This window comes from Pseudomonas sp. NPDC089734, assembly GCF_044748865.1.
GTDB lineage: Bacteria > Pseudomonadota > Gammaproteobacteria > Pseudomonadales > Pseudomonadaceae > Aquipseudomonas.
This window is the reverse complement of record NZ_JBIVGV010000012.1, coordinates 1-21,247: the sequence shown is the minus strand read 5'-3', so window position 1 is coordinate 21,247 and position 21,247 is coordinate 1. Positions and strand designations below refer to the sequence as shown.

Genomic DNA, 21,247 nt, shown 5'->3' with positions numbered 1-21,247 from the left:
CGCTCAAGGCTTTATCCATGCTCGATGCGCTACTGCAAAACCTGGGACTCTCTGCATTCAGCTTGAAAGGCTTCGGCCCGTTGCTGCTTCAGGGCACCTGGATGACCATCAAATTGTCGGTACTGTCACTGTTCCTGAGCATTGTGCTCGGGCTGATCGGTGCCAGTGCCAAGCTGTCCAGTTCCGCACTGCTGCGTGTTCCGGCGCAGATCTACACCACCCTGATCCGCGGTGTTCCGGACCTGGTACTGATGCTGCTGATCTTCTACAGCCTGCAAACCTGGCTGACCAGCCTGACCGACGCCCTGGAATGGGAATACATCGAAATCGACCCGTTCAGTGCAGGCGTCATCACCCTCGGTTTCATCTATGGGGCCTATTTCACCGAAACGTTCCGCGGAGCCATCCTGTCCGTGCCCCGCGGCCAGGTCGAAGCGGCCATCGCCTACGGCCTCAAGCGTGGCCAGCGTTTTCGCTATGTGGTCTTTCCGCAGATGATGCGTTACGCCCTGCCGGGCATCGGCAATAACTGGCAAGTGCTGCTCAAGGCCACCGCCCTGGTGTCGATCATCGGGCTGGCCGATCTGGTCAAGGCCTCTCAGGATGCGGGCAAGAGCACCTATCAACTGTTCTACTTCCTGGTACTGGCCGCCTTGATCTATCTGGTCATCACCAGTGCCTCGAACATTGCCCTGCGCTGGGCCGAACGGCATTACGCCGCAGGCAGCCGGGAGGCACAGCGATGATCGAATTGCTTCAGGAATACTGGCAGGCCTTCCTCTACACGGACGGCGTCAACGTGACCGGTCTGGCAATGACCATGTGGCTGCTCAGCGCCTCCATCGCCATTGGTTTCTGCCTGTCCATCCCGCTGTCCATCGCCCGCGTGTCGAAAAAACGCTGGGTACGCTGGCCGGTGCAGTTCTACACCTACCTGTTTCGCGGTACACCGCTCTATATCCAGTTGCTGATCTGCTACACGGGCATCTACAGCATTGCCGCAGTACGCGAACAACCGCTTCTGGATGCGTTCTTCCGTGATGCGATGAACTGCACGATTCTGGCCTTCACCCTGAACACCTGTGCCTACACCACCGAAATCTTCGCCGGCGCGATACGCAGCATGGCCCACGGAGAGGTCGAGGCAGCCAAGGCCTATGGCCTGACGGGCTGGAAGCTCTATGCCTACGTGATCATGCCCTCGGTGCTGCGGCGCTCGCTGCCGTACTACAGCAACGAAGTGATCCTGATGCTGCATTCGACCACGGTCGCCTTCACGGCCACGGTACCGGACATTCTCAAGGTCGCCCGCGATGCCAACTCGGCAACCTTCATGACCTTCCAGTCCTTCGGCATTGCCGCGGTCATGTACCTGACCGTCACGTTCATTCTGGTCGGACTGTTCCGACTGGCCGAACGTCGCTGGCTGGCCTTCCTCGGCCCGGCCCACTAGACAGGATTCCCCATGGATCATCAGACCCACGACCTGCTGTCGCCGGTGCCCGGCACTGCGCGGCAGGTCCACAGCTTCCATTACGGCCCGCAGGACGGCACCTGCCGGATCTACATCCAGGCCTCGCTGCATGCCGACGAACTGCCGGGCATGCTGACAGCCTGGTACCTGAAGCAGCGTCTGGCCGAGCTGGAAAATGCGGGCCTCCTACGGGGAGAAATCATCGTCGTTCCGGTGGCCAACCCCATCGGCCTGGAACAGATCCTGATGGACACCCCGCTGGGGCGTTACGAGCTGGAGAGCGGGCAGAATTTCAATCGCTGGTTTACCGATCTAGGCGAACAGGTCGGCGATGAAATCGAAAGCCGGCTCAGTGACGACCCGGCGCACAACGTTGCCCTGATCCGCACCAACCTGCGCATGGCACTCGATGCACAGATCGCCACGACACAATTGCAGTCGTTGCGGCTGACCCTGCAAAAACTGGCCTGCAATGCCGATATGGTGCTGGACCTGCATTGCGACTTCGAGTCGGTCGAACACCTTTACACCACGCCCGAGGCCTGGCCGAAGGTCGAACCGCTGTCACGCTATCTGGGTGCACAGGCCAGCCTGCTGGCCACGGATTCGGGCGGGCAATCCTTCGATGAATGCTTCACGCTGGTCTGGTGGCAATTGCAGCAGCGCTTCGGCGAACGTTTCCCGATTCCGATGGGCAGTTTTTCGGTGACTCTGGAACTGCGCGGACAGGGCGACGTCAATCACGCCCTGGGCAGCCGCGACTGTCAGGCGATCATCAACTACCTGATCGACTTTGGTGCCATTGCAGGCGAAGCCCCCGAGCAACCCGAACTGCTTTATCCGGCCACACCACTGGCGGCCGTCGAACCGGTCATGACACCGACAGGCGGGCTGCTGGTGTTCTGTGCCCTGCCCGGCGAGTACGTCGAGGCCGGGCAATTGATCGCCGACGTCATCGACCCGATCAGCGACGCCGTCACTCCCGTCCACACGCAAAATGCAGGTCTGCTGTATGCCCGCTCGTTACGACGCATGGCAACGGCAGGCATGGTCATCGCTCATGTCGCTGGCACTCAGGCCTATCGCAGCGGCTATCTACTTTCTCCTTGAGGACCCGACATGTACAAACTGACCATCGATGGCCTGCACAAGAGCTATGGCGACAACGAGGTACTCAAGGGCGTATCGCTCAAGGCAAAGAGCGGTGATGTGATCTGCCTGATCGGCGCCAGCGGCTCGGGCAAGAGCACCTTTCTGCGCTGCATCAACTTCCTGGAGCAGCCCAACGACGGGGCCATGAGCCTGGACGGCCAGCAGATACGCATGGTCAGCGACAAGGAAGGCATGCGGGTCGCCGATCCGGACGAGCTGCAACGCATTCGCACGCGACTGGCCATGGTGTTCCAGCACTTCAACCTGTGGGCACACATGACCGTACTGGAAAACATCACCATGGCACCACGCCGGGTGCTGGGCATCTCCAAGGCCGAAGCCGAAAAGCGTGCCCGCCTGTACCTTGAAAAGGTCGGTCTGCCGGAGCGGGTCGCCGATCAGTACCCCGCCTTCCTGTCCGGCGGACAACAGCAGCGCGTGGCCATCGCCCGTGCACTGGCGATGGAGCCGGAGATCATGCTGTTCGACGAACCCACTTCGGCACTGGACCCCGAACTGGTCGGGGAAGTGCTCAAGGTCATTCAGGGTCTGGCCGAGGAAGGCAGGACCATGATTCTGGTCACCCACGAGATGGGCTTTGCCCGCAAGGTCGCCAGCCAGGTGGTGTTTCTGCACAAGGGCCAGATCGAAGAGTCCGGCCATCCGGACGATGTGCTCAACAATCCCCAGAGCGAGCGCCTGCAGCAATTCCTGAGCGGGAACCTGAAGTAATCGTCTTCATGCAACGGGAACAGGTGGAGGCTCGTCCGGCAAGGTCGGCTCACCGGGTTCCGGCGGCTGCGGGGGATAAGGTGTGTCCGGACCGGGATCGCCAGGGATCCCGCCGCCCACCATATTGAGCTGCGAATCGGCCATCAATGACCAGGCAAGAAGGCCTATCTCATTGAGCTGAGGAGGTTTTTCCCGGTCGGAGGGTTTGAAATCTGTCTTCATAGGGCACTCCCGATCATCGGTCCCGCACACGCAATGTGTGAGGGGGACAGTCAGGAAGATAGAGTGCGGAAACAGGTATTAATTCAATTGCCCGTTTCCGCGCCCTGAAAAATCATGTGCGAGGCAGTGTCACGCCGCGCTGGCCCTGATATTTGCCGCCGCGGTCCTTATAGGACACTTCACATTCCTCATCGGACTCCAGGAACAGCATCTGCGCCACGCCTTCGTTGGCGTAGATCTTCGCCGGAAGTGTCGTGGTGTTGGAGAACTCCAGCGTCACATGGCCTTCCCACTCGGGCTCGAGCGGCGTGACGTTGACGATGATCCCGCAGCGCGCATAGGTGCTCTTGCCCAGGCAGATGGTCAGGACATTGCGCGGGATACGGAAGTATTCGACGGTACGGGCCAGGGCAAAGGAGTTCGGCGGAATGATGCAGACATCGCTCTTGATATCGACAAAGCTTTTCTCGTCGAAATTTTTCGGATCGACGGTCGCCGAGTTGATGTTGGTGAATACCTTGAATTCATCGGCGCAACGCACGTCGTAGCCGTAGCTGGAAACCCCGAAGGAAATCAGTCGGTCAGCGCCTTCGCCACGCATCTGGCGCTCGACGAAAGGCTCGATCATGCCGTGCTCTTGCGCCATGCGGCGAATCCACTTGTCCGATTTGATGCTCATGGCGATGTCCTGAATAGCGAGGTGAAAAAAGTTGTCCGGCATCTTACCGGGCCGAGGCGTCCGGTTCAAAGGCAACAGATCCAGAGTTTACGGGACCTGCATGCCGGTTGAGCGGTAATGGAAATAATCCTCATCAGCCCATTGGCACGTCCCGTAAAAAGGGTTAAGGTGGCGCCACTGTGTTGCTTGTGTCACTGAGAATCTCTACACGATGTTGAATTTCGATCCAACCATCTCCATGAATTTTCCAGCTCTTTGCACTCAGTCTCGGCCAGGGCTCTTCCTGAACCGCAGTTAACTTTGTCCAAGGAGATATATTATGTCCAATCGCCAAACCGGTACCGTCAAGTGGTTCAACGATGAAAAAGGCTTCGGCTTCATCACTCCACAATCCGGTGACGACCTGTTCGTACACTTCAAAGCTATCCAGTCCGACGGCTTCAAAAGCCTGAAAGAAGGCCAACAGGTTTCTTTCATCGCTACTCGCGGTCAGAAAGGCATGCAAGCTGAAGAAGTTCAAGTTATCTAACTTGTCCTGATTCGCTTAAAAAACCCCGCCCTCAAAAGCGGGGTTTTTTTATGCCTGTAGGGCTTTGGCGCTACAAGCTACAAGCTACAAGCTACAAGCTACAAGCTACAAGCTACAAGCTTTTGACTTGAAGCTTGCGGCTTAAAGCTTGCTGCTCCCGCCTCAATCGTCACTGATGGAAATCGTCGGCATCGCCGGGCTCGCAGCTTCCTGCAAGACAATCCGTGCACCGACATGCCGCGCCAGTTCCTGATAGACCATCGCAATCTGGCTTTCCGGTTCGGCAATCGCCGTCGGCTTGCCACCATCGGCCTGCTCGCGAATCAACATCGACAACGGCAGCGAGGCCAGCAGTTCGACGTCATATTGCGAGGCCAGCTTCTCGCCTCCGCCTTCGCCGAACAGGTGCTCGGCATGCCCGCAGTTCGAGCAGATGTGCACCGCCATGTTCTCCACGACGCCCAGCACCGGAATGTTGACCTTGCGGAACATCTCGACGCCCTTCTTCGCGTCCAGCAGAGCCAGATCCTGAGGGGTCGTGACAATCACAGAGCCGGCCACCGGGACTTTCTGCGCCAGGGTCAGCTGGATATCGCCAGTGCCCGGCGGCATGTCGATGACCAGATAATCCAGATCGTTCCAGGCCGTCTGGGTCACCAGTTGCAGCAAGGCACCGGACACCATGGGCCCGCGCCAGACCATCGGCGTGTTGTCATCGGTCAGGAAGGCCATGGACATGACTTCGACACCATGCGCCTCGATCGGCACGAACCACTTCTGGTCCTTGATGCGCGGCCGGGTGCCTTCAGGGATACCGAACATCACCCCCTGGCTCGGACCATAGATATCGGCATCCAGAATCCCGACCCTTGCACCCTCTCGGGACAAGGCCAGCGCCAGGTTGGCGGCGGTCGTGGATTTACCGACACCGCCCTTGCCCGAAGCGACCGCAATGATGTTTTTCACATTGGCCAGCCCCGGAACCTGAGCCTGGGCCTTGTGAGGGTTGATGGTGCTCTGGATATCAACCCTGGCCGAGGCAACGCCATCAAGGCCTTCGATTGCCGTTTTCAGCACCTGTGCCCAACCGTTTCTGAACAGGTCGGCGGCATAACCCAGTTCAAGCTGCACGGTGACTTGTGCGCCCTGAATATCGATGGACCGGACACAACCGGCGCTGACCGGGTCCTGGTTCATGTAAGGGTCGGTGTACTGGCGAAGAATCGTCTCCACCGCTGCGCGGTTAACAGCGCTCATGGGCTTACTCCGATAAAGAGACTGACTAAAACAGGCGGCTATCCTACCCGTTATGTCGAATGCCGACATGGTTTCACTGCATTTACAGGGGCACGGCAAGGTGAAAAAAATCGCTCAGACCTTTATAGTGGCCGACCTCCGTTTCACTTCAAGTAGCCGAGCCCCATGTCCGAGCCACGCAAGATCCTCGTTACCAGCGCCCTGCCCTATGCCAATGGTTCCATTCACCTTGGCCACATGCTCGAGTACATCCAGACCGACATGTGGGTACGCTTCCAGAAGCATCGCGGCAACCAATGCACCTATGTCTGCGCAGACGATGCCCATGGCTCGGCAATCATGTTGCGCGCGGAAAAGGAAGGCATCACGCCAGAACAACTGATCGACAACGTCAAGGCCGAACACAGCGCCGACTTTGCCGACTTCCTGGTGGACTTCGATAACTTCCACTCGACGCACGCCGAAGAAAACCGCGAGCTGTCGAGCATGATCTACACCCGTCTGCGCGATGCCGGGCACATTGCCACTCGCTCGGTCACCCAGTATTTCGACCCGGAAAAGAAAATGTTCCTGGCCGACCGCTTTATCAAGGGCACCTGTCCGAAATGCGGCACTGAGGACCAGTACGGCGACAACTGCGAGAAATGCGGTGCCACCTACGCGCCGACAGACCTGAAAGACCCGAAATCGGCGATTTCCGGCGCTACGCCCGTCCTGAAGGATTCCAAGCACTTCTTCTTCGACCTGCCGGCCTTCGAGGAGATGCTCAAGGGCTGGACCCGCAGCGGTACCCTGCAGGACGCCGTCGCCAACAAGATCGCCGAATGGCTGGACAGCGGCCTGCAACAATGGGACATCTCCCGTGATGCGCCGTACTTCGGCTTCGAGATTCCGGACGAACCGGGCAAATACTTCTATGTCTGGCTGGATGCCCCGATCGGCTACATCGCCAGCTTCAAGAACCTGTGCGCACGTCGCCCGGACCTGGATTTCGATGCCTTCTGGGCCAAGGACTCCACCACCGAGCTGTACCACTTCATCGGCAAGGACATCGTCAACTTCCACGCCCTGTTCTGGCCAGCCATGCTCGAAGGCGCAGGCCTGCGCAAGCCGACCGGCATCAACGTCCATGGCTACCTGACCGTGAACGGCCAGAAGATGTCGAAGTCCCGCGGCACGTTCATCAAGGCTCGTACCTACCTGGATCACCTGTCGCCCGAGTACCTGCGTTACTACTACGCTGCAAAACTGGGCCGTGGTGTCGACGATCTGGACCTGAACCTCGAAGACTTCGTGCAGAAGGTCAACTCCGACCTGATCGGCAAGGTGGTCAACATCGCCAGCCGTTGCGCCGGCTTCATCCACAAGGGCAACGCGGGCGTACTGGTCGAAGGCAATGCCGCGCCAGAGCTGACCGACGCCTTCCTGGCGGCTGCACCCGGCATCGCCGAGGCTTACGAGGCACGCGACTTTGCCCGTGCCATGCGTGAAACCATGGCCCTGGCCGACCGCGCCAACGCCTTCATCGCCGACAAGGCTCCGTGGGCCCTGGCCAAGCAGGAAGGCAAACAGGATGAAGTCCAGGCCGTCTGCGCCCTGGGTATCAACCTGTTCCGCCAACTGGTGATTTTCCTCAAGCCCGTCCTGCCACTGCTGGCCGCCGACGCCGAGAAATTCCTCAATGTCGCGCCACTGACCTGGGACGATCACAAGACCCTGCTGGGCAATCATCAGCTCAATCCGTTCTCGGCCCTGATGACTCGCATCGATCCCTCGAAAGTGGAAGCCATGACCGAAGCCTCCAAAGAAGACCTGGCCGCCAGTGCCACCGACACCGCCCCACAAGGCAACGGTGAACTGACCAAGGATCCACTGTCGGCGGAAATCGATTTCGATACTTTCGCCGCCGTCGACCTGCGGGTTGCGCTGATCCTGAAAGCCGAACATGTGGAAGGTGCCGACAAGCTGTTGCGCCTGACCCTGGATATCGGTGACGAGCAACGCAACGTGTTCTCCGGCATCAAGAGCGCTTACCCGGACCCGAGCAAGCTGGAAGGTCGCCTGACCATGATGATTGCCAACCTCAAGCCTCGCAAAATGCGCTTCGGCATCTCCGAAGGCATGGTGATGGCAGCCGGCCCCGGCGGTGAAGAAATCTACCTGCTGAGCCCCGACAGCGGCGCAAAACCAGGCCAACGCATCAAGTGATGCAACCGAAGGCCCGATAGCCGTTGCAACACGACGGCTATCGGGCCTTCGTCTGTCCGCAAGTCATCTTCTTGCCGGATACTGTCTACCCTTGAAAGAGGCTCGCCAGCCTGTTCGCCACCCGGCAAGATCATGACCGATTTCATCTACACACTCTTGAGTGCCGCCCTGATCAACAACTTTGTGTTGCAGCAGCCGCTGGGCGTCGATTCATTGCCCCAAGCGAATGCTCTGGCACGGCACCGCCTGCATGCCCTGGGCATCGCCACCTGCTGGCTGATGCTGGCAAGCAGCGTCATCAGTTACCTGATCCTCGAGTATGTGCTGTCGCCCCTGAACCTGACCTACCTGCGACTCTTCGTATACCTGCCGGTGATCGTGCTTTTGATTGCCCCCAGCCTGACAGGGCTGAGCACGCTGTTCCCTCGACTGGACTTCAGCGGTCTATGGCCCTTGTTGCTGGGCAATGCAGGCATTGCTGGCGTATTGCTGATCGGCCTGGCCACTGAACGAGGCTTCGGGCACCTGATTGCCTTGAGCCTCGGTGCAGGCCTGGGCTTCTGGTTGGTATTGAGCCTGCTGGACGATCTGATGCAAAGGGTTCGATCCGAGGACATTCCCCAGGCATTTCGCGGCATGCCGATCCAGTTGATTGGCACAGGCCTGATGGGGCTGGCGTTTCTGGGCTTCAACGGGTTGATCAAAGCATGAACCTGATCCAGCGTATCGACGCCCTTCTGCCACAGACCCAGTGCGGCAAATGCGGCCACCCCGGCTGCAAGCCCTACGCCGAAGGCATCGCTCAGGGTGAAGCCATCAACAAATGCCCGCCCGGCGGCGCAGAAACCATCGAGCAACTGGCGCAACTGCTGCAAGTCCCGCCTCTGGCACTGGATACCGAACGCGGCTCGGCACCGGCACAGGTCGCCTTCATCCGTGAAGCCGAATGCATCGGCTGCACCAAGTGCATTCAGGCCTGCCCGGTCGATGCCATTGTCGGGGCTGCCAAGCAGATGCACACCGTCATCATCGACGAATGCACCGGCTGTGACTTGTGCGTTGCACCCTGCCCCGTGGACTGTATCGAGATGCACCCATTGCCGCTGGCAACCGTCATACCGATCGTGAGCGGCCTGGCCTTGACGGCCGAACAGCAACAGGCCCGCGCCCAGAAGCGCAATCATGCCCGTCACCGTTTCGAGTCACGCAATGCCCGCCTGCGTCGCGAACAGGAACAACGCACCGCCGAACGGCTGGCTCGCACACAGAAGCCGCTGACCGCCTCTGCCGGTTTGCCTGCATCGCCTCACATCGATAAGGCCAGCGTAGAAGATGAGACGCTGAAAAAGGCGCGCATTGCCGTGGCCATGAGCCGTGCGCAGTTGAACAAATCGCTCAAGGCTTTCGGCCATCCCCCCATCGCGGAACAGGCTGCCCGGCTGGTGGAACTGCAACACGAGTTCGAGGCAGCCGAAAAGGCGCTTGAGACGTTGCTGTCCGCGGCTCCCGCCCCCTCGACAAAACCGGTCGCCAAAGTCGACAACGGTGCCGTCAAGCGCGCCAAGATCCAGTTGGCCATGGCCCGTGCCGCCCTGAAGAAAGCCCAGACTGCCGAAGCCGGCACCGAACAGATCGCCGCCTTGAGTGCCGAACTGCAACAGGCCGAAAAGGCTCTGGCTGACGCTGAAGAAGCGACCCTGACCGATGCCCACGCCTGAAGCGACGTTACAGAAGTCCATGGGGATGGTGCTGCTGGCCATACTGCCGGGCGCACTGACATTGCTGTGGCTCTATGGCTGGGGCGTATTGATGACCTGGCTGCTGGCAACGGCGACAGCCCTGATCGTCGAATTCGCCTGCCTCACCCTGCGCAAACAGCCTGCCCGCCCAAGACTCATGGACGGCAGCGCACTGGTCAGCGCAACGTTGCTCGCCCTCGCTCTGCCCCCTTACGCTCCCTGGTGGCTGACATGCCTGGCCAGCAGTTTCGCCATGACGTTTGGCAAACACCTGTATGGCGGCGTCGGCAAGACCCCCTTCAATCCGGCCATGCTCGGTTATGCCTTTGTGCTGGTGTGTTTTGCGCAGCAGATGAACCATTGGCCTGCGAGCCATGGCTTGAGCCTGATGGGTGGCTTACAGCAGATTTTCGGCTTCAGCCCCAACGGCCCGGATGCCTGGGTCCAGGCAACGGCGCTGGACACCCTGCGCATCAATAACAACCTGACCCTCGATGAACTGTTCGCCAGCCACCCGGCCTTTGGAGGCCTGGGCGGTCGGGGCTCGGAATGGGTCAATCTGGCATTTCTGGCCGGAGGAGCCTGGTTGCTGCAACGCAGGATCATCAGTTGGCACGCTCCGCTTGGCATGCTGGCCAGCCTGTTTGCAATCAGCCTGCTGTGCTGGAACGGCTCCGGCTCGGACTCCAACGGCTCTCCGGTCTTTCACCTGTTGACCGGGGCCACGATGCTGGGGGCTTTCTTCATTGCCACCGAACCGGTATCGGGCCCTTCAAGCCCACGCGCACGCCTGATGTTCGGGGTCGGCATCGGCCTGATGACGTATGTGATCCGCACCTGGGGCGCCTACCCGGACGGCCTGGCGTTTGCTGTCCTGCTGATGAATCTGGCTGTACCGGCCCTGGAGCGACTGGCGATGCGTTCCCCGACGGAGGCCGCCTCGTGAAAGCGCCGGGCGTGATCGTGATCATCGCCATCGCGGGCCTGGGCATTGGCCTCAGCATGCTTCTGCAACACTCTGCCGCACCGGCCATTCAGGCCGCTCGCGAGGAAGTCCGCCATCAGGAATGGACAAGCGTTCTGCCGACCGGCAGTTACGACAACCAGCCATTGAAACACCCTTTGACCCTACCCTCTACACCCGATGAAACCCCGGTACTCGGCGCTTTTCTCGCAACCCGTCAGGGTCAACCCTGCGCCGTGATCTTTCACAGTCGCAGCCAGGGTTATGCCGGGGCCATCGACCTGTTGATCGGCCTGTCGACAGAAGGGCGTCTGATGGGCATCAAAGTGCTGGAACAGCATGAGACACCCGATATCGGGGGCCGCCTCGTCACTCGCCCTCAATGGCTCAACGGCTTTTCGGGCAAGTCTCTGGATGACCCGGAAGACAGTCGCTGGGCAGTCAAGACCGATAACGGCACGTTTGACCAGATCGCCGGAGCAACGATCACCTCAAGGGCCACGGTCAAGGCCCTCCATGAAACCCTGCGCTATTTCGACACCCACAAGGTACAGCTTCTGGCCGCAGACAAAGGAGCACATCCCTGATGCTGCGCACCCCGTCCCCGGTTCTGGCCGGCACGTTGAGCCTTGTTCCGCTGATTGGCGTTACAGACTCGCTGATCAAGGCGCTGGCTTTCCTGTTGATATTCGGCGCACTTGGCACACTGCATCACCGACTGCTGAAGGGACTGACGCCCTTACTCAACACAGGCCAGACATGGATTGCCAGCGCCCTCATTGCCGCCACGCTGGTCACCTGCGCAGATACCGGCCTGCAGTTTCAGTTTCCCGAGCTTCATCAGGCCCTGGGTATCTACCTGCCCTTGATTGCCCTTCATTGCATGCAGACTCACACAACCCGTATCGGCAAACGCACTCTCGGCGGCTATGCAGCCTTGATGCTGATAATGGGGCTCATCCGCGAACTGGCGGGCCAGGCAACCATTCTGAGCGACGCCCACTGGCTGTTTGGCAATCAGGCGGCAGAGTGGCAAATTAGCCTGTCTTACCTGCCTCAAACCTTGCACATGGCAACCCTGGCCCCCGGAGGCTTCATTCTTCTGGGCCTTCTTCTTGCCGCCTACAATGCCCTCAACAGGCCGACACCCCCGAAGGACACACCCTCTTCATGAATGCCGCCAAACGTCTGGAGATCTTCCGCAGGCTCCACGAAGACAATCCCGATCCCAAAACCGAACTGGCCTACACCACGCCGTTCGAGTTACTGATATCGGTGATCCTGTCAGCGCAAGCTACCGATGTGAGCGTCAACAAGGCCACTGCACGGCTCTATCCCGTGGCCAATACGCCAGAGACCATTCATGCGCTGGGCGTCGAAGGGCTGTCCGAATACATCAAGACCATCGGGCTCTATAACAGCAAGGCCAGGAACGTCATTGAAACTTGCCGTTTGCTGATGGAACAGCACAACAGCGAAGTGCCACAAACTCGTGAAGCCCTGGAGGCCTTGCCAGGTGTCGGACGCAAGACGGCCAATGTGGTGCTGAACACGGCTTTTCGGCAAGTCGCCATGGCGGTCGATACCCACATCTTTCGTGTCAGTAACCGTACAGGGATTGCACCCGGCAAGAATGTCGTGGAAGTGGAAAAACAGTTGATGAAGTTTGTACCAAAAAACTACCTGCTGGATGCTCACCATTGGCTGATCCTGCATGGGCGTTATGTATGTCAGGCACGCAAGCCCCGCTGTGGCAGTTGCCGAATCGAAGACCTTTGCGATTACAAGGAAAAAACCTCGGACGATTGATCAATAGAGGCTTTCTTGCCTGATCGATTGAAAAAATCTTTTTTACCGGCATCGGGATTATCGATATAAGGTGCGCCAATGACAGCCCACGCCTGGAGTCAACTTTCATGAGTACTGGCAAAGAGCAATTGGACGTAGACGACGATTTTACCGCTGTCGACTCAGACGAAAGCGAGCAGCCCCCTGTCGAACCGGCAAAGACCAATCTGAGCAAGAGACGCACCATCGATAACATGCTTGAAGAGCGTCGCCTGCAGAAACAACTGGCCGATTACGACTTCGACCTCTAAACGACGCCCTTGTGGTGTACGGCATTCAAAGCCTCTCATCGGGAGAGGCTTTCCTTGGTGCAGGCTTGCTCATCTGAAACCCGGCAAGCCCTCTAAACATACGCGTCAGACCAGACCGTTGCGCTGTGCAAGTTCGATCAGATCGACCAGTGAATGTGCATTGAGCTTGAGCAGCAGACGCGTCTTGTAAGTACTGACCGTCTTGTTGCTCAGGAACATACCGTCCGCAATTTCCTTGTTGGTCTTTCCTCGGGCAAGTTGTTGCAACACCATCATCTCTCGGCCCGAGAGACGATCGACCATATCAGCCTCACTCGCATTCCCCATGCTTGAGCGAACGGTATGCAAGGCCTGGTTGGGAAAGTAGCTATACCCGGACAATACCGCCTTGATGGCACTCAGCAGTTCGGTCAGGTCCTGCTGCTTGCAGACGTACCCGGCCGCTCCCGCCTGCATGCAACGCATGGAGAAGTGACCAGGAGCCTGGGATGTAAGAATCAGGACCTTGAAGGGCAAGGTCATGGCAGACAAGCGGGCAATGACTTCCAGGCCATCGAGTTTGGGAATCCCTATATCGAGAATGACAATATCGGGCAAATGTTCGCGAGCCAGTTGCAACGCGTCCACTCCATTGTCCGTCTCCGCAATGACCTCATAGCCATGGCGCTCCATCAGCATGCGTACAGCAAGGCGAATGACAGGATGATCATCCACGATCAGCACTTTATTCATGGGCAGTCCAATTTTCGCTATTCGAGTTTTCAGAGTCAGCACAATAGCTTAGTCGTTTAGTGCTTTGCATGACGCTCACCCCTGAGGAGTAACAGGCAAAGACCATTCCTACATATACAACAGAAAATTCCTACAGTTTTCGATATTAACGAACTATTTTTTATGTTTTTCATAGAGCCTCCCCTTCGGAATTCGATGAAACCATTAGCGCCTGGAGTGCTGGAATAGAGCATCGCAATTCAGGTAAAACAATTATTGCCATGAGGTCAAGTACAGACCTTATACCCACTCCGTCAACCATCCTCCTTTCGATGAACATGAAGCCACAATGATGGCAAATCAGACCCTAGCCATCTGACTATAGAAACAAGACGTCCCCCCTATAGCCTCTTGCCATTCTTCATGAAATGGAAGGCAGACCAAAAAGGATACCCGGGGCACTAAGGTACAAACATTATCCTGTCTGCGACGGCCATCATTAAACGCCCATACTTTCAAACCAATGACGTGTGAATGCATTCATCAATATAGCCTCAGGATCATGCCTTGGCGCAATGTTGAAAAAATACACACATAATTACGTTTTTATTTTACATGCTTACATTCAAAGACAAAAACCACAAATCTATAGGAATATTCCTACAGAACACTCACCAACACTTAGTACATGCCAACCTGAAAGACAACAGCATTCAAGACATTGACTCTACGCTATCACTCATACAAAAGTGGTACATAAATACTTCCAACACTCGCCTCTTAAGCTTTTCTTCATAGACGTCATACAGTTGCGATCCAACAATGGCTCATTCGACAAGTAGCTAATACTATATTTTGCCCCGCCTCCATCCCTGCCTACCCAAAGAGGAAATGTACTACACGACTAACAGACGGTAAAAATCCACATGTAAGACCGCATCAACTTCAACACGCCATTTCATGTAGCGCGCCGTTTTTTCACTTGCAAATTCTATTACCAGTCGTTACTTTTTTAACAACGACCGCATTACTTCTTGCCAACAAACATGCGCAATTAGATGGCACCTCTCACAACCGACGCCACTTCAATGACGTCATGAATGACACTGCTTTATATGGACTCGGCTTATCTAGAGAGTCGAAAGGATTCGGGCAACATGAACATGGCCGATCAAGAACACCCTCCCTTTGACAAGCCCGACACGGGCCTGACAATTCTTTTGAATTGGCCATGTGTATAACCATGTTCAAAAAGGGATATACCATGAACAACAAGTCTTCTCACTCGTCTTCACACAACACAACCCCTCTTGATCTGAGCGCTGCGGTGGAACAGTTCGTTGCGCAGGGAGGCGTGATTGCCGTAATACCGGATGGTGAAACCGCAGAATCGCCCATGCATCTGGTCGCGGAAGAAACTCCCGTTATTGAACCGGACCTTGAAAAGAGTTCCAAAGTTGAACTATTGAAAAGCCTGGCGGCCAAGGGGGCCGGGGTCTCGGCCCTTCAATATTCCTTGCGGATGAACAAGAAGGACATCCGTCAACTTGCCATGGAAAATGGCGTAAAGATAAACTTCAGCCGCCCGATAAAAGAACCTAAAAAGGAAACACATTATGACACTGCGGATATTGATGATGCCGTAGCAGGCCACGCCATGCATTATTCCAGCCTGGGTTATACCGTACCGGAAATTGCACAACTACTTGATCTCAGTATTCGTCAGGTCTGGAATATCGGGAAAGCCTATCGATTTGAATTCAAACAATACAGGGACGGCGATACCCCCTGAACATGATTGCCTTTAAAAGCGACAACGGTATCGATTCAGTCAGCATCGATACCGTTGTTTCTCTCTTCTTCCGATCGCGCATCTTTACAGCCACGGCTCTGCGCCGACAATATCCCTCTGCCCCATGCGTGAACCCTTCATGACCATTAAAAGACATCCCTTTCCGAATGGACGGGGCGGGTGCGGGGGTAGGAAATGAAACCAGGGGAACCCTATGCCGTGCATTGCACAACGGCGGAGAAACAACGTGTTGGAATCCTGAACACACTATCCCCGATGCACGTGCAGCCCCGGGTGGGGCTACACGTTCAAGCAACAGGCCGGACTCAGAAGAACTTGCGGCCCTTGTTCGCAGCGATACGCATGCGCAGGGCATTGAGCTTGATGAAGCCCGCTGCATCCTCCTGGTTGTAAGCACCGCCGTCCTCTTCAAAGGTGGCGATGTTCGCGTCGAACAGCGACTCTTCGGACTTGCGACCGGTAACGATCACGTTGCCCTTGTACAGCTTCAGGCGCACGACACCGTTCACGTGAACCTGGGAAGCGTCGATCATCTGTTGCAGCATCAGACGCTCCGGGCTCCACCAGTAGCCGGTGTAGATCAGGCTGGCGTACTTGGCCATCAGCTCATCCTTGAGGTGAGCGACTTCGCGGTCCAGAGTGATCGACTCGATGGCGCGGTGGGCACGCAGCATGATGGTGCCGCCCGGGGTTTCGTAGCAGCCGCGGGACTTCATGCCGACATAGCGGTTCTCGACGATATCCAGACGACCGATACCGTTTTCGCCACCGATGCGGTTCAAGGTAGCCAGAACCGTCGCAGGCGTCATTTCCACGCCGTCCAGCGCGACGATATCGCCATTGCGGTAGGTCAGCTCAAGGTAGGTCGGCACGTTCGGTGCGGCTTCCGGGGACTTGGTCCAGCGCCACATGTCTTCTTCGTGCTCGGTCCAGGTGTCTTCCAGCACGCCGCCTTCATAAGAGATGTGCAGCAGGTTGGCATCCATCGAGTACGGGGACTTCTTCTTGCCGTGACGCTCGATCGGGATGCCATGCTTCTCGGCATAATCCATCAGCTTTTCACGGGACAGCAGGTCCCACTCACGCCATGGAGCGATCACTTTCACGCCTGGCTTGAGGGCATAGGCACCCAGCTCGAAACGAACCTGGTCGTTACCTTTACCGGTCGCACCGTGGGAAATGGCGTCAGCGCCGGTTTCGTTGGCGATTTCGATCAGGCGCTTGGCGATCAGCGGACGAGCGATGGAAGTACCCAGCAGGTACTCGCCTTCGTAGACAGTGTTGGCACGGAACATCGGGAACACGAAATCACGCACGAACTCTTCGCGCAGATCGTCGATGTAGATCTCTTTCACGCCCATGGCCTGAGCCTTGGCACGTGCCGGTTCGACCTCTTCACCCTGACCCAGGTCAGCGGTAAAGGTCACCACTTCGCAGTTATACGTATCTTGCAGCCACTTCAGAATCACCGAAGTATCCAGGCCACCGGAATACGCGAGAACTACCTTGTTTACGTCCGCCATGCCATCACTCCACCGGGTTGTACGGAAAACCAACGATTCTACCGTTCAAACCAGCAAATTTACAGGGGCGCGACAGCTTGTGACGACGAGGCGACAGGTTCTGCCAGCCTCGTGAGGAAAGGTTTGATTACGAAGTGCGGGCAGCAGTGGCGGCCGTGGCGACAGGAACAGGCTTCTCTTCGGGTGGAACGCGCTCCAGATGCACGTTCACGCGGCGGTTGCGCGCCCGGTTGGCCTCGTTGGTATTGGGGACCAGCGGATAGCGTTCGCCATGGAAACGCAAGGTGATCTGCTGCTCCGGAATGCCTTGGGCCTTCAGGTAATCCATCACCGCCAGCGCACGGCGACGGGAGAGATCGCGGTTGGTCAGCCGGTTGCCGCTGTTGTCGGAGTGACCGTCCAGTTCGATATGGTTGACCGTCGGGTCGGCGCGCAGATAGGCAATCATGTTATCCAGACGGGCCTTGGCCTTGGCATCCAGCTCGATACCGCCGCCAGGGAAACCGACTTCAGCCTGCTTGATCTGGTCGAAGTTCATCGGCAGAAGCTTGGCCGTGCACAATTGGTAATCGTTGAACGCCTGGCTGAACTTGACAGGCAGCAAGCGCACTTCAAGCGCACCACCGCCATCACGGGCGCTGTGACGGATAAGCGGACTGCGACCTTCCATCAGACCGCTGATCAGGCGACCAGCCTGTACCTCGGAGCTGTTGAACGGAATTTCGCCATTGCTGACACGGACCGAACCCAGATTGATATCACCGCGCCCTGGCTGCCAGGGTGCAGCGGCAGCCAGCAACGTAGCAGAGCCATTGCCCAGCATGTTGTAAGACGGTTTCAGACGGAACGTGGCCTGCTCGCCGGCACGGCGCACAAACTCACCGACACCGAAATCCGTGATCGGCTGGCTCAGACGACACTCGAACTGATCCCCTTCGACCTTCCACTCGATGCTTTCCAGACGCGTCTGGAAACTGATGGCCATCGCAGGGAGGCTGGCGAATACGCTGAGCAGGGCGATATATAGCTGGCGCACGGGAGGCTCCACTTATAAAAATAAACGCGAAACAAAAATGCTTCCTGATGCCGGGCTATCGGTTGCTTCCTACAAAACTTGATAGCGAGTGCCTGAGAGAGTCTTTTCCGGTAGGATTCCCAGCGAGTTTGACCCGCCTGGAATCCCCAATGTCTGACCGCCTGACCCTTCTGCGTCCCGACGACTGGCACATCCACCTCCGTGACGGAGCTGTTTTGCCTCACACCGTTGCTGACGTTGCGCGCACTTTTGGCCGCGCAATCATCATGCCGAACCTGGTGCCCCCTGTACGCAACGCGCAGCAAGCCGATGCCTATCGCCAGCGCATCCTGGCTGCACGCCCGGCCGGCAGCCGCTTCGAGCCGCTGATGGTGCTTTATCTGACCGACCAGACCACGCCCGAGGACATTCGCACGGCCAAGGCCAGCGGATTCGTCCATGCGGCCAAGCTGTACCCGGCCGGAGCGACCACCAACTCCGACTCTGGCGTCACCAGCATCGACAAGATCTTCCCGACCCTGGAAGCCATGGCCGAAGTTGGCATGCTGCTTCTGGTCCACGGTGAAGTCACCCGTGGCGAAATCGATGTTTTCGACCGCGAAAAAATCTTCATCGACGAGCATCTGCGTCGTGTCGTCGAGCGTTTCCCGACGCTGAAAGTGGTTTTCGAGCACATCACCACCGGCGAAGCCGTGCAGTTCGTCAACGCGGCCTCGGCCAACGTGGCGGCGACCATTACCGCACATCACCTGCTCTACAACCGCAACCACATGCTGGTCGGCGGTATCCGGCCGCACTTCTATTGCCTGCCGATCCTCAAGCGCAATACGCACCAGACGTCCCTGCTCGATGCCGCCACCAGTGGCAACGGCAAGTTCTTCCTGGGCACGGACTCGGCACCTCACGCCCAGCACGCCAAGGAAGCGGCCTGCGGCTGCGCCGGTTGCTACACGGCTTACGCGGCGATCGAGATGTATGCCGAAGCCTTCGAGCAACGCAACGCGCTGGACAAACTGGAAGGCTTCGCCAGCCTGCACGGCCCGGCGTTCTATGGCCTGCCAGCCAACCAGGACACCATCACCCTGGTGCGTGACGAATGGACTGCCCCTGCCAGCCTGCCCTTTGGCGAGCTGAGCGTAATCCCGCTGCGCGCCGGAGAAAAACTGCGCTGGCGCCTGCTGGAGGAAAGCGCGTGAGCGAAGATCATTACGACGACGAACAGGACGGCCACGGCGGCTCAGGTTCGCGCCATCCAATGGCAGAGCGCTTTCGTGGCTATCTGCCGGTGGTCATCGACGTGGAAACCGGTGGTTTCAATGCCGCCACCGATGCCCTGCTGGAAATTGCAGCCGTCACGATCGGCATGGATGAAAAAGGGTTCGTGTTCCCGGAACACACCTACTTCTTCCGTGTAGAACCGTTTGAAGGCGCCAATATCGAACCGGCTGCTCTCGAGTTCACCGGCATCAAGCTCGATCACCCGCTGCGCATGGCCGTCAGCGAAGAAACCGCGCTGACCGACATCTTTCGTGGCGTACGCAAGGCACTCAAGGCCAACGGCTGCAAACGCGCCGTGCTGGTCGGCCACAACGCCAGCTTTGACCTCGGCTTCCTGAACGCCGCCGTTGCCCGTCTGGACATGAAGCGCAACCCGTTTCACCCGTTCTCCAGCTTCGACACCGCCACGCTGGCTGGCCTGGCTTATGGCCAGACTGTTCTGGCCAAGGCCTGTCAGGCGGCCGGCATGGACTTCGACGGACGCGAGGCCCACTCGGCCCGCTACGACACGGAGAAAACCGCCGAGCTGTTCTGTGGCATCGTCAACCGCTGGAAAGAAATGGGCGGCTGGGAAGACTACGACGACTGAGGCCTGGCCTCATGATTGAATGAACCGGCCTTGTGCCGGTTTTTTTATTTATATTTCCTACGCGACAGCCACACACCAGAACGACCGCTCATCGGACTCGATAAACGGTATCCAAAACAGTTTTGACAAGCATTCTCATTAAGATTAACCTCCTCGGCACAAAGCAATAACCAACGACGGTTACCGACTTATGTATGTTTGCCTCTGCCAAGGTGTCACTGACGGCCAGATCCGGGATGCAATCCTTGAAGGCTGCTGCAGTTATCGTGAAGTGCGTCAAACGTTGGGTGTTGCCACAAAATGCGGAAAATGCGCCTGCCTGGCCAAGGAAGTGGTGCGTGAAACCCTGACAGAACTGCAAAGCAGTCAGGTAGCGCTGGCCTATCCAGCAGAATTTTCAGCCGCCTGAATTCCCCCATTTCAAAGAACCGGACCTTGAGTCCGGTTTTTTTATGCCTGTAATTCAAGTGCTTAGCGTCAAGATGCGGAACTCAAACATTCTTATTCTTATTTAATTTCACTTATTATTCAATAACTTAGGTTTGACAGGCTTATAAGTGCAGCTCAAACTCGCGCTTTATATACACAAGCCATCGGCAGGACCTCGAACATGAAAGGCGACATTACAGTCATCCAGCATCTCAACAAGATCCTCGGAAACGAGCTGGTCGCGATCAATCAATACTTCCTGCATGCCCGCATGTACGAAGATTGGGGTCTGAAAAAGCTGGGTGCTCACGAGTACCGTGAATCCATCGACGAGATGAAGCACGCCGACAAGCTCATCAAGCGCATCCTGTTCCTCGAAGGCCTGCCTAACCTGCAAGAGCTGGGCAAGATCCTGATCGGCGAGCACACCAAGGAAATGCTTGAGTGCGACCTGAAGATTGAAAAGAAAGGCCTGGCCGACCTGAAAGCAGCCATCGCTCACTTCGAGACCGTTGGCGACTTCGGCAGCCGTGAACTGCTCGAAGACATCCTCGAGTCCGAGGAAGAGCACATCGACTGGCTGGAAACCCAACTGGGCCTGATCGAGAAAGTCGGTATCGAGAACTACCTGCAGTCGCAGATGGGCGATTAAGCCTCTCGGGACAGCGACCAACAAAAAGCCCCGCTCTCGTTAGAGGCGGGGCTTTTTGTTGGTCTGTGTCCCGTCCTGAATAAGGTTTACACCTCCCATCCCGAATTTCCGGAGAGTCAGATGGAGCAAGGTGTAAAGCGCACACAGCGTGATTACTCACT

At 57.4% G+C, this 21,247-nt stretch carries 24 protein-coding genes; 18 read left to right on the top strand and 6 right to left on the bottom strand.

The features are described from left to right. The first annotated feature begins 17 nt into the window (after positions 1 to 17). From ACIPY9_RS15940 to ACIPY9_RS15925, 4 genes are read left to right on the top strand one after another with little or no spacing between them, the layout of a single operon-like run. The gene (locus ACIPY9_RS15940) at positions 18 to 746 is read left to right on the top strand and encodes an ABC transporter permease (RefSeq protein ID WP_400703075.1); all 729 of its coding nucleotides are present in this window, start codon (positions 18 to 20) and stop codon (positions 744 to 746) included. Next, complete coding sequence (locus tag ACIPY9_RS15935) at positions 743 to 1,453, top strand: ABC transporter permease (protein WP_400703072.1); 711 nt, start codon at positions 743 to 745, stop codon at positions 1,451 to 1,453. The genes ACIPY9_RS15940 and ACIPY9_RS15935 overlap by 4 nt, the downstream gene beginning before the upstream one ends. Positions 1,454 to 1,465: 12 nt before the next feature. Continuing rightward, positions 1,466 to 2,584 (top strand): succinylglutamate desuccinylase/aspartoacylase family protein, encoded by a 1,119-nt coding sequence (locus ACIPY9_RS15930; RefSeq protein WP_400703069.1) that lies wholly within the window; start codon positions 1,466 to 1,468, stop codon positions 2,582 to 2,584. Positions 2,585 to 2,593: 9 nt separating this feature from the next. Continuing rightward, positions 2,594 to 3,358, top strand: coding sequence for an ABC transporter ATP-binding protein (locus ACIPY9_RS15925; RefSeq protein ID WP_400703066.1), 765 nt, complete (start codon positions 2,594 to 2,596; stop codon positions 3,356 to 3,358). A 6-nt stretch (positions 3,359 to 3,364) separates the two neighbouring features. Here the strand turns inward: ACIPY9_RS15925 and ACIPY9_RS15920 are convergent, their stop codons facing one another. Together ACIPY9_RS15920 and dcd are read right to left on the bottom strand one after the other, a co-directional pair. After that, complete coding sequence (locus ACIPY9_RS15920; protein ID WP_400703064.1) at positions 3,365 to 3,580, bottom strand: hypothetical protein; 216 nt, start codon at positions 3,578 to 3,580, stop codon at positions 3,365 to 3,367. 112 nt (positions 3,581 to 3,692) lie between these two features. Next, positions 3,693 to 4,259 (bottom strand): dCTP deaminase, encoded by a 567-nt coding sequence (gene dcd, locus ACIPY9_RS15915; RefSeq protein WP_017126297.1) that lies wholly within the window; start codon positions 4,257 to 4,259, stop codon positions 3,693 to 3,695. Positions 4,260 to 4,578: 319 nt separating this feature from the next. On the opposite strand from dcd, the gene ACIPY9_RS15910 reads away from it, so the two are divergent. Beyond that, entirely contained in the window at positions 4,579 to 4,788 is a 210-nt protein-coding gene (locus ACIPY9_RS15910; protein ID WP_002554837.1) for a cold-shock protein, read from the top strand. A gap of 162 nt (positions 4,789 to 4,950) precedes the next feature. On the opposite strand, the gene apbC is transcribed toward ACIPY9_RS15910, so the two are convergent. Beyond that, positions 4,951 to 6,045 carry an iron-sulfur cluster carrier protein ApbC gene (gene apbC / locus ACIPY9_RS15905; RefSeq protein WP_400703061.1) on the bottom strand — a complete coding sequence of 365 codons (1,095 nt, stop codon included), beginning with the start codon at positions 6,043 to 6,045 and terminating at the stop codon, positions 4,951 to 4,953. Positions 6,046 to 6,210: 165 nt separating this feature from the next. Between apbC and metG the strand changes: the two genes are divergently transcribed. From metG to ACIPY9_RS15865, 8 genes are all read left to right on the top strand, one after another. Continuing rightward, on the top strand, positions 6,211 to 8,253 hold the full coding sequence (metG, locus tag ACIPY9_RS15900) for a methionine--tRNA ligase (protein ID WP_400703059.1): 2,043 nt from the start codon (positions 6,211 to 6,213) through the stop codon (positions 8,251 to 8,253). 132 nt (positions 8,254 to 8,385) lie between these two features. After that, the gene (locus ACIPY9_RS15895; protein WP_400703056.1) at positions 8,386 to 8,964 is read left to right on the top strand and encodes an Rnf-Nqr domain containing protein; all 579 of its coding nucleotides are present in this window, start codon (positions 8,386 to 8,388) and stop codon (positions 8,962 to 8,964) included. Beyond that, on the top strand, positions 8,961 to 9,971 hold the full coding sequence (gene rsxB / locus ACIPY9_RS15890) for an electron transport complex subunit RsxB (protein WP_400703053.1): 1,011 nt from the start codon (positions 8,961 to 8,963) through the stop codon (positions 9,969 to 9,971). Before ACIPY9_RS15895 ends, rsxB begins: the two co-directional genes overlap by 4 nt. Further along, on the top strand, positions 9,958 to 10,938 hold the full coding sequence (locus tag ACIPY9_RS15885; protein ID WP_400703050.1) for an RnfABCDGE type electron transport complex subunit D: 981 nt from the start codon (positions 9,958 to 9,960) through the stop codon (positions 10,936 to 10,938). The genes rsxB and ACIPY9_RS15885 overlap by 14 nt, the downstream gene beginning before the upstream one ends. Further along, the gene (locus tag ACIPY9_RS15880) at positions 10,935 to 11,543 is read left to right on the top strand and encodes an RnfABCDGE type electron transport complex subunit G (protein ID WP_400703047.1); all 609 of its coding nucleotides are present in this window, start codon (positions 10,935 to 10,937) and stop codon (positions 11,541 to 11,543) included. The genes ACIPY9_RS15885 and ACIPY9_RS15880 overlap by 4 nt, the downstream gene beginning before the upstream one ends. Further along, positions 11,543 to 12,130 carry an Rnf-Nqr domain containing protein gene (locus ACIPY9_RS15875; RefSeq protein WP_400703044.1) on the top strand — a complete coding sequence of 196 codons (588 nt, stop codon included), beginning with the start codon at positions 11,543 to 11,545 and terminating at the stop codon, positions 12,128 to 12,130. Before ACIPY9_RS15880 ends, ACIPY9_RS15875 begins: the two co-directional genes overlap by 1 nt. After that, positions 12,127 to 12,765: an endonuclease III gene (gene nth, locus ACIPY9_RS15870; protein ID WP_400703041.1), complete on the top strand. Its 639-nt coding sequence runs from the start codon at positions 12,127 to 12,129 to the stop codon at positions 12,763 to 12,765. Before ACIPY9_RS15875 ends, nth begins: the two co-directional genes overlap by 4 nt. A 107-nt stretch (positions 12,766 to 12,872) precedes the next feature. Then, a complete protein-coding gene (locus tag ACIPY9_RS15865; protein ID WP_400703038.1) occupies positions 12,873 to 13,055 on the top strand; it encodes a PA3496 family putative envelope integrity protein in 183 nt (60 codons plus the stop codon). A gap of 105 nt (positions 13,056 to 13,160) precedes the next feature. On the opposite strand, the gene ACIPY9_RS15860 is transcribed toward ACIPY9_RS15865, so the two are convergent. Further along, entirely contained in the window at positions 13,161 to 13,787 is a 627-nt protein-coding gene (locus ACIPY9_RS15860; RefSeq protein ID WP_025261490.1) for a response regulator transcription factor, read from the bottom strand. 1,243 nt (positions 13,788 to 15,030) lie between these two features. Here ACIPY9_RS15860 and ACIPY9_RS15855 point away from each other — a divergent pair. Continuing rightward, complete coding sequence (locus tag ACIPY9_RS15855) at positions 15,031 to 15,558, top strand: helix-turn-helix domain-containing protein (protein ID WP_400703034.1); 528 nt, start codon at positions 15,031 to 15,033, stop codon at positions 15,556 to 15,558. A gap of 326 nt (positions 15,559 to 15,884) precedes the next feature. Here ACIPY9_RS15855 and ACIPY9_RS15850 read toward each other — a convergent pair whose 3' ends face one another. Beyond that, on the bottom strand, positions 15,885 to 17,102 hold the full coding sequence (locus ACIPY9_RS15850; protein ID WP_400703031.1) for an argininosuccinate synthase: 1,218 nt from the start codon (positions 17,100 to 17,102) through the stop codon (positions 15,885 to 15,887). 127 nt (positions 17,103 to 17,229) lie between these two features. Then, entirely contained in the window at positions 17,230 to 18,138 is a 909-nt protein-coding gene (locus ACIPY9_RS15845) for an OmpA family protein (protein ID WP_400703028.1), read from the bottom strand. 149 nt (positions 18,139 to 18,287) lie between these two features. On the opposite strand from ACIPY9_RS15845, the gene pyrC reads away from it, so the two are divergent. The 4 genes from pyrC (at position 18,288) to bfr (ending at position 21,086) form a co-directional block, all read left to right on the top strand. Continuing rightward, the gene (pyrC, locus tag ACIPY9_RS15840) at positions 18,288 to 19,334 is read left to right on the top strand and encodes a dihydroorotase (protein ID WP_400703025.1); all 1,047 of its coding nucleotides are present in this window, start codon (positions 18,288 to 18,290) and stop codon (positions 19,332 to 19,334) included. After that, on the top strand, positions 19,331 to 20,005 hold the full coding sequence (gene rnt, locus ACIPY9_RS15835) for a ribonuclease T (RefSeq protein ID WP_400703022.1): 675 nt from the start codon (positions 19,331 to 19,333) through the stop codon (positions 20,003 to 20,005). The genes pyrC and rnt overlap by 4 nt, the downstream gene beginning before the upstream one ends. A gap of 190 nt (positions 20,006 to 20,195) precedes the next feature. Further along, the gene (locus ACIPY9_RS15830; RefSeq protein ID WP_400703019.1) at positions 20,196 to 20,414 is read left to right on the top strand and encodes a bacterioferritin-associated ferredoxin; all 219 of its coding nucleotides are present in this window, start codon (positions 20,196 to 20,198) and stop codon (positions 20,412 to 20,414) included. A 201-nt stretch (positions 20,415 to 20,615) separates the two neighbouring features. Further along, positions 20,616 to 21,086, top strand: a complete 471-nt coding sequence (bfr, locus tag ACIPY9_RS15825) for a bacterioferritin (protein ID WP_025261497.1) — start codon at positions 20,616 to 20,618, stop codon at positions 21,084 to 21,086. The last annotated feature ends 161 nt before the right edge of the window (positions 21,087 to 21,247 follow it).